The following is a 19,918-nucleotide window of genomic DNA, read 5'->3' as shown; positions in this document are numbered from 1 at the left end:
CCATGAGTCTCTCCACGAATCCACACGATCGTTCGCCCGACAGGCTGGACGCCATCTTCAGCGCGCTTGCCGATCCGACCCGGCGGTCGATACTCGGACGGCTGCGCGACGGCAGCCTGACCGTGGGCGAGTTGGCGGCGCCGTACGGCGTGAGCCTCAATGCGATCTCCAAGCACGTCAAGACGCTCGAGAAGGCGGGGCTGATCCGCCGCGAAATCCGGGGGCGCGAGCACGCGTGCCAGCTCGACGCGGCAAATCTCAAGGAAGTCCAGCAGTGGCTCGACCATTACGCCGAGTTCTGGGGCGAGCGGCTCGACGCGCTCGACCGGCATCTCGCCGCCAAGCGAAAACAGAAGCCGCCCCAGTCATGAGCGGTCATGCGATCATGGTCCGCAAGCTGCTTCATGCGTCGCGCGACGACGTGTTCGACGCATGGCTGGACGCGGACGGCCTGTGCGCGTGGATGCTGCCCGGCACGATGACGCATTGCGACGCGATGCTGGAGCCGCGCGTCGGCGGACGCTTTCACATCGTCATGCGCTCGTCGCGCATCGAGTACACACACTCCGGCGAATACCGGGTGCTGGAGCGCCCGTCGAAGCTGGTATTCACGTGGCAGTCCTCCTACATGAACCAGCAGGAAACGCTCGTCACGATCGATCTGTTCGACCGCGACGGCCTGTGCGAACTCGTGCTGACGCATGAGCGCGTACCGTCCGAGCTTGCGCCCAAAGGCGTCTCGATCGGCTGGCGGCAAATGCTGGACAAACTCGACGTGTCGCTACAGTCGCCGGGCGACGACACGATTGCGCGGCCGCGGACCTGAACCGCCGGGCCGCGGCCCTTCCCGCCCGCGCTACGCGTCGAGCGCGAGCAGCGCGAACGTCGCGAGCCAGTGCTCGCCCATGTAGTCGCCGGCCACGTGCGCGAGCGCGCTCGCGAGGTGCCGGTCGGCCGCGTCGAGCAGCTTCGCGCGTCGTGCATCGCCTTCCGGCAGCGCGCCGGCCAGTGCGCGCTGGCACCACGCGCGGCTCAGGTTCAGCCCGTCGAGGTGCGCGATCTTGCCGTCGCTGCGATCGCTGACCGTCGCCGGTTCGAACAGCGTTGCCGGCTCGCCGCGCGCGAGGTCGGGCAGGAAGCGCGCGAACCAGCCGTCGAATTCGGCTGCCGGCAGCACGCGTCGCATCAGCTCGGCTTCCATCAGCGCGGGCGACAGGAATTCGTCGCCCGACGGCTCCCACGCCTGGCACGCGACGTCGTTCAGGTGCCAGCGCTTCGCGGTATCGACGATCAGCGCCGCGAGCCCGTCGCGCTGCGTATCGCGTGCGAAATCGAGCGTGAGCGCCAGCGCGAACGCGGTGTTGAAGTGCGTCCCCACGCGCAGCGGATACGTCGCTTTCGGCAGGAAGGTCTCGAAGCGCGACACGAACAGGTCGGTGAGCGGCGCCATCGTCTTCGCCCAGCGCGCGGCCTGCGGCAGCGCGCCCTTCAGCGCGAGCCGCTCGAGCTGCGCGGATAGCGCGAGCAGCCACGCCCAGCCGTATGGCCGCTCGAAGCCGCTGTTGTGCGGCAGCGCGAGATACGCGCGTTCGCCGGCGACGTTCGCGTCGGTGAAATGCGCATCGACGGTCGCGACGATGCGCTCGGCCTCCGGCAATGCCGGGTAGCGCTCGAGCACGCTCAGCACGAGCCAGTAGCCGTGCACGCACGAGTGCCAGTCGTAGCTGCCGTAGAAGATCGGGTGCAGCGCGCGCGGCCCCTGCACGTCGTGCGGCCCTTCGAGTGAATGCGTGAGCTTGTTCGGATATTCGCGGGTCAGGTGCGCGAGCGCGAGCGACGCGAATGTCGAGGCGAGTTCGGGGGTAAGTCGGTCGGTCATGTGGGCATCTCGTCAGAAGCGGAATACGAACGCATACATCAGCAGCGTGTTCACCGCGAGCAGCAGCACGGCTGTCGGCCACTGCGCCTTGATCACGCCGTTCTTGTCCTTCAGTTCGAGCAGCGCCGCCGGCACGATGTTGAAGTTCGCGGCCATCGGCGTCATCAGCGTACCGCAGAAGCCGCTCAGCATCCCGATCGCGCCGACGATCGCCGGGTTGCCGTGGAACTGGTGGACGATCAGCGGCAGGCCGATGCCGGCCGTCATCACGGGAAATGCGGCGAAGCCGTTGCCCATGATCATCGTGAACAGCGCCATGCCGATGGTGTACGCCGCCACCACCGCGAACGGCGAATCGATCGGCACCCATTCCCTCACGAGCCCCGACACCACGCCGCCGACGCCCGCGACCGCGAACAGCGCACCGAGCGCCGCGAGCATCTGCGGCAGGATCGCGGCCCAGCCGACCGCGTCCATCGTGTGGCGCGCTTCCTTCACCGCATGCACGGGCGAATCGCGCAGCATCGCGAGCGCGACCACGAACGCGACGATCGTGCCGAGCACGAGCGAGATCAGCGTCACGCTCTTCGCTTCGACGAACGGGACGTGCTTGAGTGCGAACGTGCCGATCAGCGTGACGACCGGAATCAGCAGCGCGGGCAGGAACAGCCGGTTGCCGAAACGCTGCGCGAACGTCTCGCGCCGCGCGGCCGCCGCTTCACCGGCCTCGTCGGACTTGCCGCGCCCGAGCTTGCCGGAGCCGGCGATCACCGCCAGCGCGATCGCGAGGCAGCCCGTCACGAAATGCGGCAGCAGCGCGCCGAACAGGAACGTGACCGCATAGATCGCCCAGAACGCGAAATTGACGACCCGGCGCGGGTTCGTGCGGTCCGTCAGGTTGAAGCACGCGAACGCGGCGAACATCAGCCCCGCGAGCGTGTACAGCGATTCGAGGCCGATCATCGCGCGCCCCCCTGCTTCACCAGGCCGAAGCCGCGCGTCAGCCGGCGGTCGAGCAGCGCGAGGCGCGTGCAGTGGATCAGCAGCGCGGCGATCGCGGTCGGGATCGCCCACACCGACAGCTGCAGCGGCTCGATCGAGATCCCGTTCTGTTCGAGAAAACCCTTGATCAGCAGGATCGACTGGATCGCGATGAAGATGTCCTCGCCGAAGAACACGGCGACGTTGTCGACGCCCGACGCATGCGCGCGGATCTGCTGGCGGACCGACTCCGGCAGCTCGCCGTGCCGGCTGACGGCCGCGGCTTCGGCCATCGGCGCGATCAGCGGCCGCACCATCTGCGCGTGGCCGCCGAGCGACGTCAGGCCGAGCGCGGCCGTGGCCTGGCGCAGCACGAAGTACAGCATCAGCACGCGGCCGGTGGTCGCCGCCTGCACGCGCGAGATCATCCGCTTCGCCTGCTCCTTGAGCCCGTTGCGCTCGAGCAGCGCGATCACCGGCAGCGTCAGCCAGATCAGCCCCATGTAGCGGTTTTCGGTGAACGCCTTGCCGAACGCACTGACGATGTCGACAAGATTCAGCCCGCCCGCGAGCCCCGTCGCGAGCCCCGCGATCGTGACCACCAGCAGCGCATTGAAGCGCAGCGCGAAACCGATCACGACGATCGGCACCCCAATCAGCACCAGCATTTCCCCTCCTTGTGTCGGATGCGCGCCACCCAGGCAACGCGCTGCCGGCCCGGTTTCGACCGGGCTCGGACGGCGAAATCTAACACGAGACTTTATCGATAAAAAGTCGACAATTTGCCGGATCGGGTAAACGTTGAAGCGTGCAAGCACCGTGCCGGGGCCATGTGTCGGCCGTGTTTCATTGGACGAATCGATGGCGGGCCAGCCATCGCGGGCACGTTGGCCGCCGGTCGTGACACCGCGCAGCGGGGAAGCCTGCAACGGGCCGCCGCGCATGGCGGAGCCGGGGTGCGCCGACTACACTGGAAAGCATCGGCAACGGACGGGAGAGCCGCCATGATTGACGTATTCCAGACCATCGGCAGCCGCGCGTTCTCCGCTCATCTGGCGAAGGACGGGATGGTGACGCTGATGGAACAACGCCATGAAGTCGACCGCGTGACGCTCGCGACCGCCTATGCCGCGCTCGTCGAGGAGGCCGAGCAGGAAGGCGACCTGCGCGACGCGACGGTCGAAGGGATGATGCGCGCGCTGATCCAGGGCTACGCGCGCAGCCATTGACGACGCGGCCGCGCAGCCGCTGCGCGGCCCGATGCCCGGTACGGCCCGCTACGCGGCCGGCGTGCCGGCGCCCATGCCGAACCACCGGCCCTCGCGCAGTTGCCGGTAATCGGCCTGCGTGAAGATCCTCAGCAGGTTCGCCACTGCGCCGTTGCTGGCGCGGTCGCATTCCGTCATGAAAGCTTCGACCTCGTCTCGGCCGGCAAACAGGATCGTGCTGAAGTAGCGTTCGCGCTGCGCGTCGGACAGGTTCGTCGCGCTCAGCTGGTACGGATGATGAAGCGCCGCGAACAGGAAGTAGTAGCGTTCGGCATCGTCGCTCAGCACGCGCAGCGCATCGGAATCGACCGGGAAATCGCGGTGGAACGATGCATGCCCGCTCTCGATGTCGATCCTGTACAGCAACCGGCCGTCCCGCTCGATCACGATCGGCGCGTACGGGTCGCGGCTGAGCCGCAGGGTGTCGGGTGGCGTCATGGCGTCCGTCATTGCACGGTCAAATCCGCGCGCATCGCGTCGAATTCCGGCTTGTGCGCGTCGAAACCCGCGGCGGGCGCCGTATAGGACAGCCCGTACACGGTCGTCTCGCTCATCGTCGCGACGAGGATCTGCCGGATCGCCGTGCCGTCCGCACGATGCATGTCGCAGGTCGTCGCGAGCCCCGGGCGGCCGCCCAGCGGCGCCTGCCCGGCCGCCGTGCATTGCGTCGTCCAGCCGCGACTCCGGTAGCCGTCGACGATCACGTGCTGCATCGTGTCGAATTCGCGATCGAGGCCGGCCGCACCGTGATCGGTCCGCACGATCTGCATCAACGAAATCATGGCCTCGGCCGCGCCCGTCGCGTCGCGCTTCAGCGCGACCGCATTCGAGCCGGGCAGCGTCTTGCCCGCGCGGGTCGTCAGCGCGGGGCCGGCCGCCACCTCCCAGCCCGACGGCCAGGGGACGACGGCGGGCGTTTCCGCAACCGCCGCGGCGGACGCGATACACAGCCACGCGGCCATTGCCCGCAAGGGCATTTGAAAACGTGATGTCTCGTTCATGTCGTTCAGTGTGGTTCGCTCGACGGGGATTCCAGGCGCACGGCGCGCCATGATCGCACGGCATGCCGGCGACGGGCCAGCGGCGACCGGCTGTCGCGAGGCGCCCGCGGCGCACCTGGCCCGCCCGAGATCCGTCGGCCGCCCGCGATATGCCGCACAGTCATAGAGGAAACGCACTGAAACCGCACAATGCGCGAATTTTTCGATTGCCGCCGCCCGCGCCGCATGACAGCATGCGGGGCGTCGCCAACCCAAAAGAATGCCGTGCCGTCCGGCCGCCGAAGCCGCCCGGCGGCGCCGAACAGGCAAGCCCTCCCATGAACCCGGCCACCCTCCAACATTACGAACCGACCGGAGAATTCCGCTTGTGAACATCGGCATCGTCAACGACCTCCCGCTTGCCGTCGAGGCGATGCGCCGCGCGATCGCGCGACGGCCCGAGCACCGTGTGCTGTGGGTCGCGACCGACGGCGCGCAGGCCGTCGAACTGTGCGCCACGCAGCCACCCGACATCGTGCTGATGGACCTGATCATGCCGAAATTCGACGGGATCGAAGCGACGCGGCGGATCATGCGCTCCGAACGACCGTGCGCAATCCTGATCGTGACGAGCTGCATCGGCGCGAACGCGTGGCGCGTGTTCGAAGCGATGGGCGCCGGTGCGCTCGACGCAGTCGATACGCCGCGGCTCGGCGACGGCGCGGCCGGCGACACGACGAAGCTGCTGCTCGCGAAGATCGACCAGATCGGCCGCCTGCTCGACGCGCCGGGCGGCGCGCGCATCGCCGGCACGGCCGCCCGCGCCGGCGGCGGCCCGCTGATCGCGATCGGCGCCTCGGCCGGCGGCCCCGGCGCGCTCGCGTCGATCCTCGGCGGCCTGCCGGCCGATTTCAATGCGCCGATCGTGATCGTGCAGCACGTCGACCGCGCCTTCGCCGAAGGCATGGCGCAATGGCTCGACGGTCAGACCCGGCTCGCCGTGCGCGTCGCACGCGAAGGCGACCGCCCGCAACCGGGCGTCGCGCTGCTCGCCGCGACCGACGATCACCTGCGCATCACGCGCGCCGGCACGCTCGAGTACACGCGCGAGCCGGCCGCCACGCCGTATCGCCCGTCGGTCGACGTGTTCTTCAACAGCCTGACCGAGCACTGGCCCGGCCGCGTGATCGGCGTGCTGCTCACGGGGATGGGGCGCGACGGCGCAATCGGCCTGAAGGCGCTGCGGATGAAGGGCTACCATACGATCGCGCAGGACGAGGCGACGAGTGCCGTGTACGGGATGCCGAAGGCGGCCGCGACGCTCGGCGCGGCGCGCGCGATCCTGCCGCTCGGACGCATCGCGGGCGAGCTGGCGGCGCTCACGCGGATCTGAGCCCGACGATGAACACGCGCAACACCCATGCCGGCCCCTGCTACAACCGCAACAACCCGCATCGACCATGACCATTGACCTGACTCGCCCGCCGGGCGGTCCGACCGCGCCGCACGCCGACGTGCCGGCGATGGTGCTGCTGGTCGACGACCAGACGATCGTCGCGGAAGCGATACGCCGCGCGCTCGTCGACGAGGAAGGCATCGACTTCCACTACTGCCCGCGCTCGGACGACGCGATGGCCACCGCGATCGAGACGCGGCCGACCGTGATCCTGCAGGACCTCGTGATGCCCGGCACCGACGGGCTGAGCCTCGTGAAGGCGTACCGCGCGAACCCGGCGACGCGCGACGTGCCGATCATCGTGCTGTCGACGCAGGAAGAGCCGGTAATCAAGAGCGCCGCGTTCGCGTCCGGCGCGAACGACTATCTGGTCAAGCTGCCCGACCGCATCGAGCTCGTCGCGCGCATCCGCTACCACTCGCGCTCGTACATGAACCTGCTGCAGCGCGACGAAGCCTATCGCGCGCTGCGGCAATCTCAGCAGCAACTGCTCGAGGCCAACCTCGAACTGCGGCGCCTCACGCACTCGGACGGCCTGACCGGGCTGTCGAACCGGCGCTATCTCGACGAATACCTGGCTGCCGAATGGCGGCGCGGCACGCGCGAGCGCAGCGAGCTGTCGCTGCTGATGATCGATGTCGACAACTTCAAGCTCTACAACGACACGTACGGGCACGTGTCGGGCGACAGCGTGCTCAAACAGATCGCCTCGACAATCGAGCGCTGCCTCGGGCAGTCGGGCGATCTCGCCGCGCGCTTCGGCGGCGAGGAATTCGCGGTCGTGATGCCGGCCACGTCGCCCGGCGCCGCGCGGCTGCTCGGCGAAAAGATCCGGCTCGCGGTCGAGGCGCTGCGGCTGCGGCACGCGCATTCGTCGACCGGCAACACGGTGACGATCAGCATCGGCGGCGCGAGCATCGTGCCCGCGCCCGGCCTGCCGACGACCGTGCTGATCGAGGCGGCCGACCGCGCGCTCTATCGCGCGAAGCACGAAGGCAAAAACCGCGTCGAGATCGATGCGACACCGACGCCGCCCGGCGGCGGGTTCGGCGCGCCGCGCAGCGAATGACCGTGCGCGCCGCGCTTACGCGGCGCCGAGCCGGCGCGCGTAGTCGTTCGGGTCCAGCGGGCGGCTGAACAGGTAGCCCTGCTGCATGTCGCAGCCGATCTGCTGCAGGAACCACGACTGCGCCTGCGTCTCGACGCCCTCTGCCGTGACCTTCATCCCGAGCGAATGCGCCATCGCGACAACCGCCTGCGTGATCGCGACCGAGTCGTGATGATCGGGCACGCCCGACACGAACGAGCGGTCGACTTTCAGGTTGTGCAGCGGAAAGCGCTTCAGGTACGCGAGCGACGAATAGCCGGTGCCGAAATCGTCGACCGAGATCCGCACGTTCATGTCCGTGAGCGCTTCGAGCATCGGCAGCACGGTGTCCGTGTCGTTCATCAGCAGTCCTTCGGTGATCTCGAGTTCGAGCGCGGAAGGATCGAGCCGCGTTTGCGCGAGACAGCGATCGACCGATTCGACGAGCCCTTCGTGGAACTGCCGAGGCGACAGGTTGACGGCCAGCATCAGGTCGGGCGCAATCGTGCGGCGCCATTCGGCCGCCTGCCTGCAGGCCGTTTCGAGCACCCACTGGCCGATCGCGACGATCAGCCCGGTATCTTCCGCCACCGGGATGAATTCCGCCGGCGACATCGGCCCGAGCTCGGGGCTGTTCCAGCGCAGCAACGCTTCGGCGCCGACCGTGCGCCCGCTGCGCGCATCGACGACGGGCTGGTAGGCGAGCCGCAGCATGTCCGACGCGAGCGCGCGCCGCAGCGACTGCTCGACCGCGAAGCGGCGCTGCAGCCGCAGGTTGAGCTGCGCGGTGAAGAACGTGAAATGGTTGCGGCCGCGCTGCTTCGCGTCGTACATCGCCGAATCGGCGTTGCGCATCAGCGTGACCGCATCGTCGCCGTCGCGCGGCGCGACGCTGATCCCGATCGATACGCCGAGCCAGTACTCGTTGTTCGCGATCGCGAACGGTTTCGCGATCGCGTCGATCACCTCGCGCGCGAGCACCGCGAGGCGGTCGGGATCGTCGCAGTCGTCCACGAGAATCACGAACTCGTCGCCGCCGACGCGCGTGAGCGCATACCGGCTGCCCGCGCAGGCCGCGAGCCGCGCCGCGACACTGCGCAGCAGCGCGTCGCCCGCGTCGTGGCCGGCCGTGTCGTTGACCTTCTTGAAGCCGACGAGATCGATGAACAGGATCGCGACGCGTGCCGGCCGGCCCGCATCGTGCCCGCCGAACAGCTCGCGCATGCGATCGGCTAGCCAGCGGCGGTTGTAGAGGCCCGTCAGCGCATCGCGCGTCGCCAGGTAGCGCAGCTGCTGCTGCGCTTCGCGCACGGGGCCGATATCGTTGAACGACACGAGCACGGAGTCGGCCTGCGTCTCGCCCGGCCTCACGATCGGCACCGCGTTGCCGCGCACCCAGATGATGTCGCCGTCCGCCAGGCCGAAACCGACCGTGTAATCGAGCATCGGCCTGGCCGTCTCGAGCGCGAGCCGGCTCGGCCACGCATCGGGCGCGATCGGCGTGCCGTCCTCGCGCAGCTTGCGCAGGATCACCGTCGACAGCCGGCGGCCGACGAGGTCGCCCTTCACGCGCATCATCCGGTTCGCGCTCGGGTTGCTGGCGACCACGACGCCGTCGCGCGATACGACGAGAATCCCTTCGTTCAGGCTGTTGACGACGAGCCGGTGATGTTCCTCGCTGCGCGCCAGCTGCCGCGCGATCCGGTCCTGGTGCACCGCGAGCCCGACGCTGTTGCCGATGTCGCGCAACAGTTCGGTTTCCTCGTCGCTCGGCCGGCGCGGCCGGCGGTGATAGACGGCGAACGCGCCGAGCACGGCGCCCGAGTCGTCGAGAAACGGCACCGACCAGCATGCGCGCAGGCCCAGCGGCGATGCGATGGCACGGTAGTCGGCCCACAGCGGATCGGTTTCGATATCTTCGACGGCGACCATCCGGCGCTCGTACATCGCCGTGCCGCATGAGCCGGCCGCAGGCCCGATCGGCGCACCGTCGATCGCGGCGCTGTATTGCGCAGGCAACGACGGCGCCGCACCGACGCGCACGTGCACGCCGTCCGTATCGAGCAGCAGGATCGTGCACGATGCGCCGTCGCCGAGCAAAGCCTCGGCACGCCGGCAAACTTCGATCAGCAGTTCCGGCAGCGGGGTGTTGCGCGTGATCAGTCGCAGCACGCTTTGTTCGGACGCGAGCACTTCCGCCGCGAGCCCGAGGCTGTAACGAGAACTTTGCGGTTCGGTATTCAAGATGAATCCTGCCGTCTGTCCGACCGGGTCTGATGCGCCCGATTCGTTATCGATCTTCCGTGCCCTGTTTCGCCCCGGGTTTACGCCGATGCCCGGTGCGCCCCGTTTGCGCGCCGAGCCAAGGCGCGCCGAAATATATTTAACACCAATCCGTGACAACCGGCGTGTCCGCACACATCAGGGCTTACGCTCGGTTGCCGCTCCCCCGCCCGCGGCGGTCAGCTCGCCGAAAGGCTTGCGCGCCGCGCGACGACCTCGGGCGCCCCGGCGCGCCGGCGCCGAAACCGGTTCGTCAGATTGTGACGGCGCGCGGCTCCGTTCCCGGTCAATCGCCGGCGCCGGGAGGCGTGCGCGTCACGGCCTTCAGCGCATCGATCGCGGCGGCGACCGACACGCTCGCGGGCGCCGCATACAGCGCGCCGACCGTATCGGGCATCGTCGACAGTTTCAGCGGCAGCCGGCCGACGCGCTCGCCGGCTCGCGTCGCCAGATCGAATGCGCGGGCCGACTGCACGAACAGGCACGGCGACTGTTCGGCGACCGCGCGGTTGGTCTGCCACGACACCGATTCCATCAGCACGGACGGCGGCGCCAGGCCCGCCTTCGCGAACTCGGCGTCGAGCGCCGTGCGCGCGGGCGACCCCAGCGGCGGCGCGATCCACGGAAACGCGGCCGCGTCGCGCCAGCCGATCCGCGCGCGCCCGAGCAGCGGATGGCGCGGGCCGCAGACGACGATCATGTCGTCGCGGTACAGCGGCGCGACGTCGAGCCCCGCGCGTAGCGCCGACGCGTCGAGCCGGCACACGAGCAGGTCGAGCTCGCGGCGCTGCGCCTGCGCGAGCATCCGGTCGAGCGTGTCTTCCCGCACGTTGAGCTGCACCGGGCGGCCGGCTTCCCGCAACCAGGCGAGCGCGCCCGGAATCAGCTGCGGCGCCATGTTCGGCAGCAGGCCGATCGACACCGGGCGGCCGGCGCCCGTGCGCAGCGCGTCGAACGCCGGCGCGACGCCTCGCATGTCGGTCAGCACGCGGCCGATGCATTCGAGCAGCGCATCGCCGTACGCCGTCGGCGCGACACGCCGCGACGTGCGCTCGAACAGCGGCAGGCCGAGCGATTCCTCGAGCTCGCGCAGCCATTTCGACAGCGCCGGCTGCGTGATCGACGCCGCCTCGGCCGTGCGCGCGAAGCTGCGCGTGCGCCCGAGCGTGTCGAGCGTTTCCATGTCACGCACGCGCAGCCGGCGCAGCGCCTGCGCGATGCGCTGCTCGTGGGCCGGTGCGCCGGGCGGCGCGAGCGGTTCCGGGCGCGTACGGCCGGCCGGGGCGCGGGGGTCGAAGGTCACGGGCGTCTCCGTCATTCATGTTCGGCAGGTTATCGATCGATCCCGATCTTTCATCGATCGATACGCGATCCTGCCGCATAGTCGTCGGCATGAAAACCCCCGGCACGAGCCGGCACGACCAGGAGACAACCGACGTGAAAGACGATCAGGACACCCCCGCCCCCGAGCCCACCGCGCGGCGTCAGTTCCTCAAGCTGGCCGGCGCGGCGGTCGCGTCGGCCGGTTTCGGCGCCGACGCGCTGGCCGCGACGCCGCCGCCCGGCGCACCGGCCGCTGGCGTCGCGAACGTCGCCGGCGTCGATCCGGCGCCCGCGTTCCAGGGCGCGGCAACCGCACCCGCCACACCGCCCGCCGGCTACAACATCCTGTTCATCCTCACCGACCAGGAACGCCACTTCGACCGCTGGCCGTTTCCGGTACCGGGCCGCGAAGCGCTGCGTCGCGACGGCATCACGTTCATGCATCACCAGATCGCCGCCTGCGTGTGCTCGCCGTCGCGCTCGACGGTCTATACCGGGCAGCACATCCAGCACACCGGCGTGCTCGACAACGCGGGCGTGCCCTGGCAGAAGGACATGTCGCCGGACGTGCGCACCGTCGGCCACATGCTGCGCGATGCGGGCTACTACGCCGCGTATCTCGGCAAGTGGCACCTGAGCGCATCGATGCACGAAACCGCGAGCCCGTACACGGCGCCGGTGGCCGACTACAACCGTACGATCCGCGCGTATGGCTTCGACGACTATTTCGGCGTGGGCGACCTGATCGGCATGGTGCGCGGCGGCTACCAGTACGACGGGATCACGGCCGAAGCCGCGGTGAGCTGGATGCGCAACCATGCGCCGCGCCTCGCGAAGGAAGGCAAGCCGTGGTTCCTCGCGGTGAATCTCGTGAATCCGCACGACGCGATGTTCGTGAACACCGACACGAACGGCTCGACGGTGCAGGATGCGAACCATCCGATGCTCGGCAACGCGCCGCCGCCGAACGACGCGCTGTACCGCACGTCATGGCGCGACGTGCCGCTCGCGCCATCGCGACGGCAGCCGTACGACGAGCCGGGGCGGCCACCCGCGCACGGGATGTTCAACGCCGCGCATGCGAACCTCGTCGGGCGTTACCCGTTTACCGACGAACGCTTGCGCATCTATCAGGACAACTACTTCAACTGCGTCCGCGATTGCGACACGCACGTCGTGCGCCTGCTGCAGTCGCTGCAGTCGCTGGGGCTCGACGAACGCACGATCGTCGTGATGACGGCCGATCACGGCGATCACATCGGTGCGCACCAGCTCGTCGGCAAGGGTGCGACCGCGTACCAGCCGCAGAACCACGTACCGCTCGTGATCCGCCATCCCGCGTATCCGGGCGGCATGCAGTGCGATGCGCTGACGTCGCACATCGACATCGCGCCGACGCTGCTCGGGCTCACCGGCCTCGACGACGCACGGCTCGCGACGATCCGCGGCAGCGCGCTGAAGGGGCACGACCTCACGCGCTGGCTCGCGAAGCCGGCCGACGCGAAACGGCATGCGGCGCGCGACGCCACGCTGTTCAACTACGCGATGCTGCTGTACTACGACAGCGAATGGATGCTGAAGGAACTGAGTACGCTGCGGCAGAAAGGCGTGCCGGAGGACGAGCTGCTGCGCCGCGCGCTGGCGCAACAGCCGGATTTCCGGTTGCGCGGCACGATCCGCAGCGTGTTCGACGGCCGCTACCGCTTCACGCGCTATTTCTCGCCGCTCGAATTCAACCGGCCGACGACGCTCGAAGCGCTGTTCGCGCGCAACGACGTCGAGCTGTTCGACGTCGCGAGCGACCCGGGCGAGATGCGCAATCTCGCAACCGACCGCAAGCGGCACGGCGAGCTGCTGCTCGCGATGAACGGCCGCCTGAACGACCTGATCGCGAGCGAAGTCGGCGACGACAGCCCCGACGTGATGCCGATCCGCGACGGCAAGGTGCAGGTGCAGATCCGCAAGCAGCACTGACGGCCTGAACGCAGCCGGCCAGGGCGCGCGGAACACCGCGCGCCGCCCGTCAATCCTTCCGGATGTGTTCGGCCAGGAAGTCGATCAGCAGGCGCACGCGCGGCAGCAACCCGCGCCGCGACGGAAACATCGCGTGCACCACACCGCCCTTCGGCGCCCAGCCCGGCAGCACGTCGACCAGCGTGCCGTTGCGCAGGTCGTCCTCGACGACCATGCACGGCAGCTGCACGATGCCGACGCCGTGAATCGCCGCGTCGCGCAGCGCGTGCATGTCGTCGGTCACGAAACGCGGGTGATGGCGCAGTTGCGCGTGCGCGCCGTTCGGCCCGACCAGGTGCCACACGTGATGCCGCGCCGGCCCCCAGTCGAGGCTCGGCGCGCCGATCAGCTCGGCCGGGTCGGACGGCACCGCGCGCCCGGCCAGCCAGTGCGGCGCGGCGACCAGCCGCTGCGGGCTGTCGGCGAGCACGCGCATCACGAGATCGCTGTCCTCGAGCGGCGGGAAACGCACGCGCAACGCGAGATCGAATCCTTCGCTCAGCAGGTCGACACGGCGGTTCGTCGCCTCGAGATGCACGTGTACCTGCGGATGAATCGCCATGAAGCGCGCGACCAGCTCGCTCACGCGGTATTCGAGCAACGCGGTCGGGCAGCTGACGCGGACGATGCCGCGCGGCTCCGCGTGCCGCCGCTCGATCACCTCGCGTGCGGCGTCGGCCTCGACCAGCACGGCGAGACAGCGCTCATAGAATTCGCGCCCGGTTTCCGTGACCGTGAAATGACGCGTCGTGCGCTGCAGCAGCCGCACGTCGTACTGCGCTTCCAGCGCCGCGATGCGCCGGCTCAGCGTCGATTTCGGCACGTCCAGCGCGCGCCCGGCCTGCGTGAACCCGCCGTGCTCGACCACCTTCACGAAATAGTAGAGGTCGTTCAGGTCATCCATGATTGTTCCACCCATAGAACACTGACGGCATTTTAAGGGACTGGAACGCCGGTTGTTGCACGAATAGCATCCTGATTCGACGTGGATCGATGTCGTCGCGGCGGCCGGGATTTTTTCAGCCGGCGCCCTCGCCGGCCCGATCGATTCACTACGCTTGAAGCACTCGCCCGCCGCGTAACCGGCGCCGGACGTTTGCGACGGCGCGATCGCGCAGCCGCGGCGAGTGTCCCGACACCGCGGCCGCGCCACTCTGGCCCCACGGGATTCCACTTCACTTCCTGCACTGTCTCTGGAGGCAACCATGGCAAGCGAACCGGTTCGCGACCCCGCGAACGACCACCTGCTCACCCCGCAGAACGCGGCGTTCATCGTCATCGATTACCAGCCGGTCCAGGTGAACTCCATCGCGTCGATGGATCGCCAACTGCTGATCAACAACATCGTCGGCGCGTCGAAGGCGGCCGTCGCGTACGGCCTGCCGATCGTCCACTCGACCGTCAACGTGAAGACAGGCCTGAACAAGCCGCCGATCCCGCAGCTGCGCGCGGCGCTCGAAGGCTATCCGACCTACGACCGCACGAGCATCAACTCGTGGGAAGACGTCGAATTCCGCCGGGCCGTCGAGGCGACCGGCCGCAAGAAACTGATCATGACCGCGCTGTGGACCGAGGCATGCCTGACGTTCCCGGCGCTCGACGCGCTGAAGGCCGGCTACGAGGTCTACGTGGTGGTCGATGCGGTCGGCGGCACGTCGGTCGCCGCGCACGAAGCCGCGCTGCGCCGCATCGAGCAGGCCGGCGGCCAGATGATCAGCGTCGCGCAGCTGTTCTGCGAGCTGCAGCGCGACTGGGCACGCAGCGCCACCGTGCCGGCGTTCATCAACCTGTTCATCGAAACCGGCGGAACGGCCGGCATCCAGTTCTCGTACGACAAGAGCTGACCAGCCGGGCGCGCGCGGCCGCCGGTGTTTGCCGGCCGGCGGCGCGCGCCCGTGCCCGCGCCCGCGCCCTGCTCGTCAGCGCCGCCGCGGCCGCCCGGGCCGCGTTTTCGTATCCGTGATTCAATGTCGATGAAACCGGCGCCGCGCAGTTCGGCGGCACGGCGATATGCCCCCTCATCGAACGACCTTCACTGGATCACCATGACGAACCCTGCCGAAATCAAGGCGCTCGTTTTCGATGTCTTCGGAACGATCGTCGACTGGAGAAGCGGTGTCGCACGCGGCGCCGCCGCGTTCCTGGACCGCCACGCGCCGGCACTCGACCCGTTCGCGTTCGCCGACGCGTGGCGCGCCGAATATTCGCCGTCGATGGAGGAAATCCGCAGCGGGCGCCGCCGCTACGTGCGGCTCGACGTGCTGCATCGCGAGAACCTCGTGCGCACGCTCGACCGCTTCGGGATCGCGGAGGTACCCGACGCCGAGATCGACGCGCTCACGGCCGCATGGCACCGGCTCGACCCGTGGCCCGATTCCGTCGCCGGGCTGCACCGGCTGAAGCAGCGCTACATCATCGCGCCGCTGTCGAACGGCAATATCCGGCTGATGGTCGACGTCGCGAAACACGGCGGGCTGCCGTGGGACGCGATTCTCGGCGCCGAAGTCGCCCGGGCATACAAGCCGTCGCCGAAGGTCTATACCGAAGCGGTCGAGATTCTCGGCATCGCGCCCGCCGAGCTGTGCCTGGTCGCCGCGCACAACGGGGACCTCGCCGCCGCGCGGCAACTCGGGCTGTCGACCGCGTTCGTGCTGCGGCCGACCGAGCACGGGCCCGCCCAGACCACCGATCTGAAAGCCGACGACGCGTGGGATTTCGACGTCAGGAACCTGAACGAACTCGCGGACCGGCTCGGCTGCCCGGGTTGAATGCCGGCTGCGCGGCCTGCCCCTTCGCCGCGAGCGCGAGGCGCCGCCAGTTGCGCGCCGCATACCGGTGGGCCTGCCGCAACGCGATCCACAGGCCGATCTGCCGCACCGGCCTGAAGAAGCCGCGCGCGCTGAACACGGTGCGCCGCTCGACCCGCGTGGTGCCGTCGGCAACGGGCGTCAGCGTGAATTCGTCCTCGAGCAGCCCGACCCAGTCGCGGCACCAGACCGTCGACGCCACCATCCGGTAACGCAGCCGGCGATTCTCGTCGAGCACGAGAATCCGCTGGTCGATCGTGCCGCGATCGGTCGTGCACTGGCGTGTGTTGCCGACGGCCGGCGTGCCTTCGAGCACGCGGCAGCTGACCGGCTTCGGCACGCCGAGGCGGAACAGCAGCGGCCGCGTGTCGTCCATTCGCGCCTGCAGGAAATGCGGCCACACATGTTCGGGCCGGCAATCGAACGTCCATTGCGAATGAATTTCCACGACACACTCCTCACGGCTGCCGGTGCGCACATGATGGCACAACCGTCCCGACGCCACCGTTACTTCACGACCGCTCGCCATGCGCCGCGCGCATAGACGAGCAGCAACGGCAGCAGCGCCAGCGCGAACAGCAGGCTCAGCGCGAGGACCCACACCGGCCACGCCTCGGGGTTCCCCCGCGCCCAGTAGCGGTAAGGCACGCTCAGGAATCCGATTTCCATCAGCAGTACAGCGAGCGGCACGAACCCGTTCAGCACGGCCGCCATGCCGAAGCGGGCCGCGCCGTCGATCTTCCACCCGGCCCCGTAAGCCGCGATCAGGTAAATGAAATAGCCGAGCGTCGCGACCATCACCGCGCCGCCGGCCAGCAGGCCGACACTGCGCACGCTGCGTTCGTGCAGTTGACTGGCGCCGGGCGGCAACACCACGTCGATCTTCTCGCCGATTTCCGGCACGCCGCCCGAGCGAATGTTGCCCGGCAGCACGATCCGCTCGCCATCCGGCATCACGGCTTCCAGGATCGACGTGTACTTGATGCACCGGTAGCGCTCGGTCCGCCCGCTGCTGTCGCGACGCTCGCAGGTGTCCCACTCGGACTGGTAGGAGACGACGGTCGCCTCGTATTTCGGCGACACCGCCAATGCGTAGAGTTCGTCGCCGATCCAGTACGCGAACGGGAAACACAGCGACACCAGGCAAAAGCACACGAGCCACCAGAACGCGACCGCGCCGCCTGCCCCGCCCTTGCCGCCGGTTTGCCGGCGCACCATGCGCGACGCGAGCCAGTAAGCGGCCACCCCGAATACGACCGCACCGACCACGAACACCTTGCCCGCATGCGTCAAAGCCATCTGCCTTTCCCCCGATAGCCGGTCGAATCGCCGCCGGCCGTTTTCTCATCCAAGGTGAAACGTGTCGCCGCCGTCGCGACCGGCACGCCGCCTGCTATGCCGGCTCGCCGACAAACTTCATCGCGCCCGATTCGCCCGACAGCAGCGCACGGTTCGCGTCCGCCGCCGCGCGCAGGTAATCCCACAGCGCGGTCACGCGCCGCAGCTTGCGCAGATCCTCGCGGCACGTCAGCCAGAAGCACCGCGTGACGACCACGTCGTCCGGCAGCACCGGCACCAGCGCCGGCTGCGTGGCCGCCATGAAACACGGCAGGATCGCGAGCCCGCCGCCCTGCAGTGCCGCGAAATACTGCGCGATCACGCTCGTCGTGCGCAACCCGGCCGTCGCGCCCGGCACCGCGCGGTCCAGGTACAGCAGTTCGTTGCTGAACGCGAGATCGTCGACATAGCTGATGAACGCATGCTGCGCGAGATCGTCCGTGCACGTGATCGGTGCGTGGTTCACGAGATAGTCGCGCGTCGCGTAGAGCCGCAACTGGTACTCGCACAACTTCGTGACCACGTAGGGCCCGCGCTCGGGCCGCTCGAGCGTGATCGCAAGATCGGCCTCGCGCTTCGGCAGGTTGACGAAATGCGGGACCGGCAGCAGGTCGACCGTCACGTGCGGATGCTCGGCGCGAAACTGCGCGAGCTGCGGCGCGAGGAAAAAGCAGCCGAACCCTTCCGTCGACCCGATCCGCACGTGGCCCGACAGCGCCTCGCCCGTATTCGCGACCTGGTCGCAGGCGGACTGCACGGTCGTCTCCATCGCGTCCGCGTAGGCCACGAGCCGCTGCCCTTCGGCCGTCAGCGTGAAACCGCCGGAGCGCGACTTGTCGAACAGCAGCGTGCCCATCGCGGCCTCGAGCGCGCGGATGCGCCGCGCGACGGTCGTGTAGTCGACGCCGAGCCGCTTCGCGGCGCCGCTCGCACGCTGCGTGCGCGCGACTTCGAGGAAGAAACGCAGGTCGTCCCAGTTCAGGTTGCCGGAAACCGGCTCGGTGGCATGTCGCATCGGCGAGGAAAAAAGGGCGGGAGTCTCCGGGCCGGCCGTCGATATGCATAAATGCACATCCAACCGGTTTCTTTATCGGTACATGATGAATCTGCGCATAACTATACTCGACCGTGACCTGCGGACCACGAGCCGCGGCACCCACCACGGAGACACCATGCAGACCCGATCCACCCTCGATGAGCATGCGACAGTCGCGGCGCCGGCACCTGCCCGCACCGCGAAGCACTACCTGCTGGCCGGCTGGGCCAGCATGGCCGGCACGACGATCGAGTGGTACGACTTCTTCCTCTACGGCACGGCCGCCGCGCTCGTGTTCAACCGCATCTTCTTCCCGTCGCTGGACCCTGTCGTCGGCACGCTCGCCGCGTTCGGCACGTTCGCGGTCGGCTTCATCGGACGGCCGATGGGCGGCATCGTGTTCGGCCACTTCGGCGACCGGATCGGCCGCAAGTCGATGCTGATGATCACGCTGCTGCTGATGGGCGTGCCGAGCATGATCATCGGGCTGATCCCGTCGTACGACAGCATCGGCTACTGGGCCGCCGCGCTGCTGATCGCGATGCGCTTCCTGCAGGGGATGGCCGTCGGCGGCGAATGGGGCGGCGCGGTGCTGATGGCCGTCGAGCACGCGCCGAAGGGCCGCAAGGGGCTGTTCGGCAGCCTGCCGCAAACGGGCGTCGGGCTCGGCCTGATCCTGTCGTCGGTCGCGATGGCCGCGGTCGCCGCGCTGCCGGAAGCCGACATGCTGTCGTGGGGCTGGCGCGTGCCGTTCCTCGCGAGCATCGCGCTCGTCGGCCTCGGCTGGTTCATCCGCGCGAAGGTGCCCGAATCGCCCGACTTCGAGAAGATGCAGCGTCAGGGCAAGGCCGAGAAGTCGCCGGTGACGGCCGCGCTGCGCCGCCATCCGCGTGAAGTGCTGACGATCGTCGGCGCGCGCGCCGCCGAGAACACCTGGTTCTACATGGTCGTCACGTTCGCGCTCGCTTACGCGACGCAGCAACTGCACCTGCCGAAAGCCGAGATGCTGCATGCGATCACGGCCGGCGCCGCGCTGTCGCTCGTGACGATGCCGCTGTGTGGCCACCTGAGCGACCGCATCGGCCAGCGCCGGATGTTCGCGATCGGCCTCGTGCTGATGTGCGCGTTCGCCGCGCCGTTCTTCATGATGCTCGGCACGCAGCAGACGTCGTACGCATGGTGGGCGATCGTGCTCGGCCTCGGCGTCGTGTTCCCGATTCTCTATGCGCCGGAATCGCTGCTGTTCGCGCAGCAGTTCCCGGCGGAAATCCGCTACAGCGGCATCTCGCTGTCGGTGCAGCTGGCCGGCGTGATCGGCGGCGGCTTCGCGCCGATGATCGCGACGTCGCTGCTCAAGGCCGGCGGCGGCCAGCCGCACTACGTGATCGCGTACCTCGTCGGCTTCGGCGTGTTCGCGCTCGTGTGCACCGCATTGATGCGTCCGGCGCGCGCGTGAGTTCGCCGGCC

20 protein-coding genes are annotated in these 19,918 nt (G+C 68.8%); 9 read left to right on the top strand and 11 right to left on the bottom strand.

Annotated features, from left to right (window positions below):
* The first annotated feature begins 2 nt into the window (after positions 1 to 2).
* Positions 3 to 371 (top strand): ArsR/SmtB family transcription factor, encoded by a 369-nt coding sequence (locus OHZ10_RS24575; RefSeq protein WP_059237131.1) that lies wholly within the window; start codon positions 3 to 5, stop codon positions 369 to 371.
* Positions 368 to 826, top strand: a complete 459-nt coding sequence (locus OHZ10_RS24570; RefSeq protein ID WP_342705947.1) for an SRPBCC domain-containing protein — start codon at positions 368 to 370, stop codon at positions 824 to 826. The genes OHZ10_RS24575 and OHZ10_RS24570 overlap by 4 nt, the downstream gene beginning before the upstream one ends.
* A 30-nt stretch (positions 827 to 856) precedes the next feature.
* Here OHZ10_RS24570 and OHZ10_RS24565 read toward each other — a convergent pair whose 3' ends face one another.
* From OHZ10_RS24565 to OHZ10_RS24555, 3 genes are read right to left on the bottom strand one after another with little or no spacing between them, the layout of a single operon-like run.
* Positions 857 to 1,879 carry a DUF2891 domain-containing protein gene (locus OHZ10_RS24565; RefSeq protein WP_059237133.1) on the bottom strand — a complete coding sequence of 341 codons (1,023 nt, stop codon included), beginning with the start codon at positions 1,877 to 1,879 and terminating at the stop codon, positions 857 to 859.
* A gap of 12 nt (positions 1,880 to 1,891) precedes the next feature.
* Positions 1,892 to 2,842 (bottom strand): DUF979 domain-containing protein, encoded by a 951-nt coding sequence (locus OHZ10_RS24560; RefSeq protein WP_059237134.1) that lies wholly within the window; start codon positions 2,840 to 2,842, stop codon positions 1,892 to 1,894.
* Positions 2,839 to 3,528, bottom strand: coding sequence for a DUF969 domain-containing protein (locus OHZ10_RS24555; protein WP_174991922.1), 690 nt, complete (start codon positions 3,526 to 3,528; stop codon positions 2,839 to 2,841). Before OHZ10_RS24555 ends, OHZ10_RS24560 begins: the two co-directional genes overlap by 4 nt.
* Positions 3,529 to 3,864: 336 nt before the next feature.
* On the opposite strand from OHZ10_RS24555, the gene OHZ10_RS24550 reads away from it, so the two are divergent.
* Positions 3,865 to 4,089: a hypothetical protein gene (locus OHZ10_RS24550; protein ID WP_027782734.1), complete on the top strand. Its 225-nt coding sequence runs from the start codon at positions 3,865 to 3,867 to the stop codon at positions 4,087 to 4,089.
* Between the two features lie 48 nt (positions 4,090 to 4,137).
* On the opposite strand, the gene OHZ10_RS24545 is transcribed toward OHZ10_RS24550, so the two are convergent.
* Together OHZ10_RS24545 and OHZ10_RS24540 are read right to left on the bottom strand one after the other, a co-directional pair.
* Complete coding sequence (locus OHZ10_RS24545; protein WP_174991923.1) at positions 4,138 to 4,566, bottom strand: hypothetical protein; 429 nt, start codon at positions 4,564 to 4,566, stop codon at positions 4,138 to 4,140.
* Between the two features lie 8 nt (positions 4,567 to 4,574).
* Positions 4,575 to 5,105 (bottom strand): DUF4946 domain-containing protein, encoded by a 531-nt coding sequence (locus OHZ10_RS24540; protein ID WP_342705946.1) that lies wholly within the window; start codon positions 5,103 to 5,105, stop codon positions 4,575 to 4,577.
* 391 nt (positions 5,106 to 5,496) lie between these two features.
* Between OHZ10_RS24540 and OHZ10_RS24535 the strand changes: the two genes are divergently transcribed.
* Positions 5,497 to 6,501 (top strand): chemotaxis response regulator protein-glutamate methylesterase, encoded by a 1,005-nt coding sequence (locus OHZ10_RS24535; protein WP_059237137.1) that lies wholly within the window; start codon positions 5,497 to 5,499, stop codon positions 6,499 to 6,501.
* 67 nt (positions 6,502 to 6,568) lie between these two features.
* A complete protein-coding gene (locus OHZ10_RS24530) occupies positions 6,569 to 7,633 on the top strand; it encodes a diguanylate cyclase (protein ID WP_342705945.1) in 1,065 nt (354 codons plus the stop codon).
* A 15-nt stretch (positions 7,634 to 7,648) separates the two neighbouring features.
* On the opposite strand, the gene OHZ10_RS24525 is transcribed toward OHZ10_RS24530, so the two are convergent.
* The gene (locus OHZ10_RS24525; protein ID WP_174991926.1) at positions 7,649 to 9,895 is read right to left on the bottom strand and encodes a putative bifunctional diguanylate cyclase/phosphodiesterase; all 2,247 of its coding nucleotides are present in this window, start codon (positions 9,893 to 9,895) and stop codon (positions 7,649 to 7,651) included.
* A gap of 325 nt (positions 9,896 to 10,220) precedes the next feature.
* A complete protein-coding gene (locus OHZ10_RS24520) occupies positions 10,221 to 11,237 on the bottom strand; it encodes a LysR substrate-binding domain-containing protein (protein ID WP_059240755.1) in 1,017 nt (338 codons plus the stop codon).
* A 134-nt stretch (positions 11,238 to 11,371) separates the two neighbouring features.
* On the opposite strand from OHZ10_RS24520, the gene OHZ10_RS24515 reads away from it, so the two are divergent.
* On the top strand, positions 11,372 to 13,231 hold the full coding sequence (locus OHZ10_RS24515) for a sulfatase-like hydrolase/transferase (RefSeq protein ID WP_342705944.1): 1,860 nt from the start codon (positions 11,372 to 11,374) through the stop codon (positions 13,229 to 13,231).
* A 49-nt stretch (positions 13,232 to 13,280) separates the two neighbouring features.
* Here OHZ10_RS24515 and OHZ10_RS24510 read toward each other — a convergent pair whose 3' ends face one another.
* On the bottom strand, positions 13,281 to 14,174 hold the full coding sequence (locus OHZ10_RS24510; RefSeq protein WP_342705943.1) for a LysR substrate-binding domain-containing protein: 894 nt from the start codon (positions 14,172 to 14,174) through the stop codon (positions 13,281 to 13,283).
* Positions 14,175 to 14,475: 301 nt separating this feature from the next.
* On the opposite strand from OHZ10_RS24510, the gene OHZ10_RS24505 reads away from it, so the two are divergent.
* Entirely contained in the window at positions 14,476 to 15,114 is a 639-nt protein-coding gene (locus OHZ10_RS24505) for a hydrolase (protein WP_059237141.1), read from the top strand.
* Between the two features lie 201 nt (positions 15,115 to 15,315).
* The gene (locus tag OHZ10_RS24500; protein ID WP_059237142.1) at positions 15,316 to 16,038 is read left to right on the top strand and encodes a haloacid dehalogenase type II; all 723 of its coding nucleotides are present in this window, start codon (positions 15,316 to 15,318) and stop codon (positions 16,036 to 16,038) included.
* On the opposite strand, the gene OHZ10_RS24495 is transcribed toward OHZ10_RS24500, so the two are convergent.
* The 3 genes from OHZ10_RS24495 to OHZ10_RS24485 form a co-directional block, all read right to left on the bottom strand.
* Positions 15,992 to 16,525 carry an SRPBCC family protein gene (locus tag OHZ10_RS24495; RefSeq protein WP_342705942.1) on the bottom strand — a complete coding sequence of 178 codons (534 nt, stop codon included), beginning with the start codon at positions 16,523 to 16,525 and terminating at the stop codon, positions 15,992 to 15,994. The genes OHZ10_RS24500 and OHZ10_RS24495 overlap by 47 nt on opposite strands.
* 59 nt (positions 16,526 to 16,584) lie before the next feature.
* Positions 16,585 to 17,376 (bottom strand): uracil permease, encoded by a 792-nt coding sequence (locus tag OHZ10_RS24490; protein ID WP_342705941.1) that lies wholly within the window; start codon positions 17,374 to 17,376, stop codon positions 16,585 to 16,587.
* Between the two features lie 94 nt (positions 17,377 to 17,470).
* On the bottom strand, positions 17,471 to 18,430 hold the full coding sequence (locus OHZ10_RS24485) for a LysR family transcriptional regulator (protein WP_342705940.1): 960 nt from the start codon (positions 18,428 to 18,430) through the stop codon (positions 17,471 to 17,473).
* A gap of 157 nt (positions 18,431 to 18,587) precedes the next feature.
* Between OHZ10_RS24485 and OHZ10_RS24480 the strand changes: the two genes are divergently transcribed.
* Positions 18,588 to 19,907 (top strand): MFS transporter, encoded by a 1,320-nt coding sequence (locus OHZ10_RS24480; protein ID WP_174991930.1) that lies wholly within the window; start codon positions 18,588 to 18,590, stop codon positions 19,905 to 19,907.
* Positions 19,908 to 19,918: the final 11 nt, after the last annotated feature.

The sequence above is a fragment of the Burkholderia arboris genome (genome assembly GCF_038723655.1).
Classification (GTDB): Bacteria; Pseudomonadota; Gammaproteobacteria; order Burkholderiales; family Burkholderiaceae; genus Burkholderia; species Burkholderia arboris.
The sequence above is the reverse complement of the archived record's forward strand: the minus strand, read 5'-3'. Positions and strand labels throughout refer to the sequence as shown.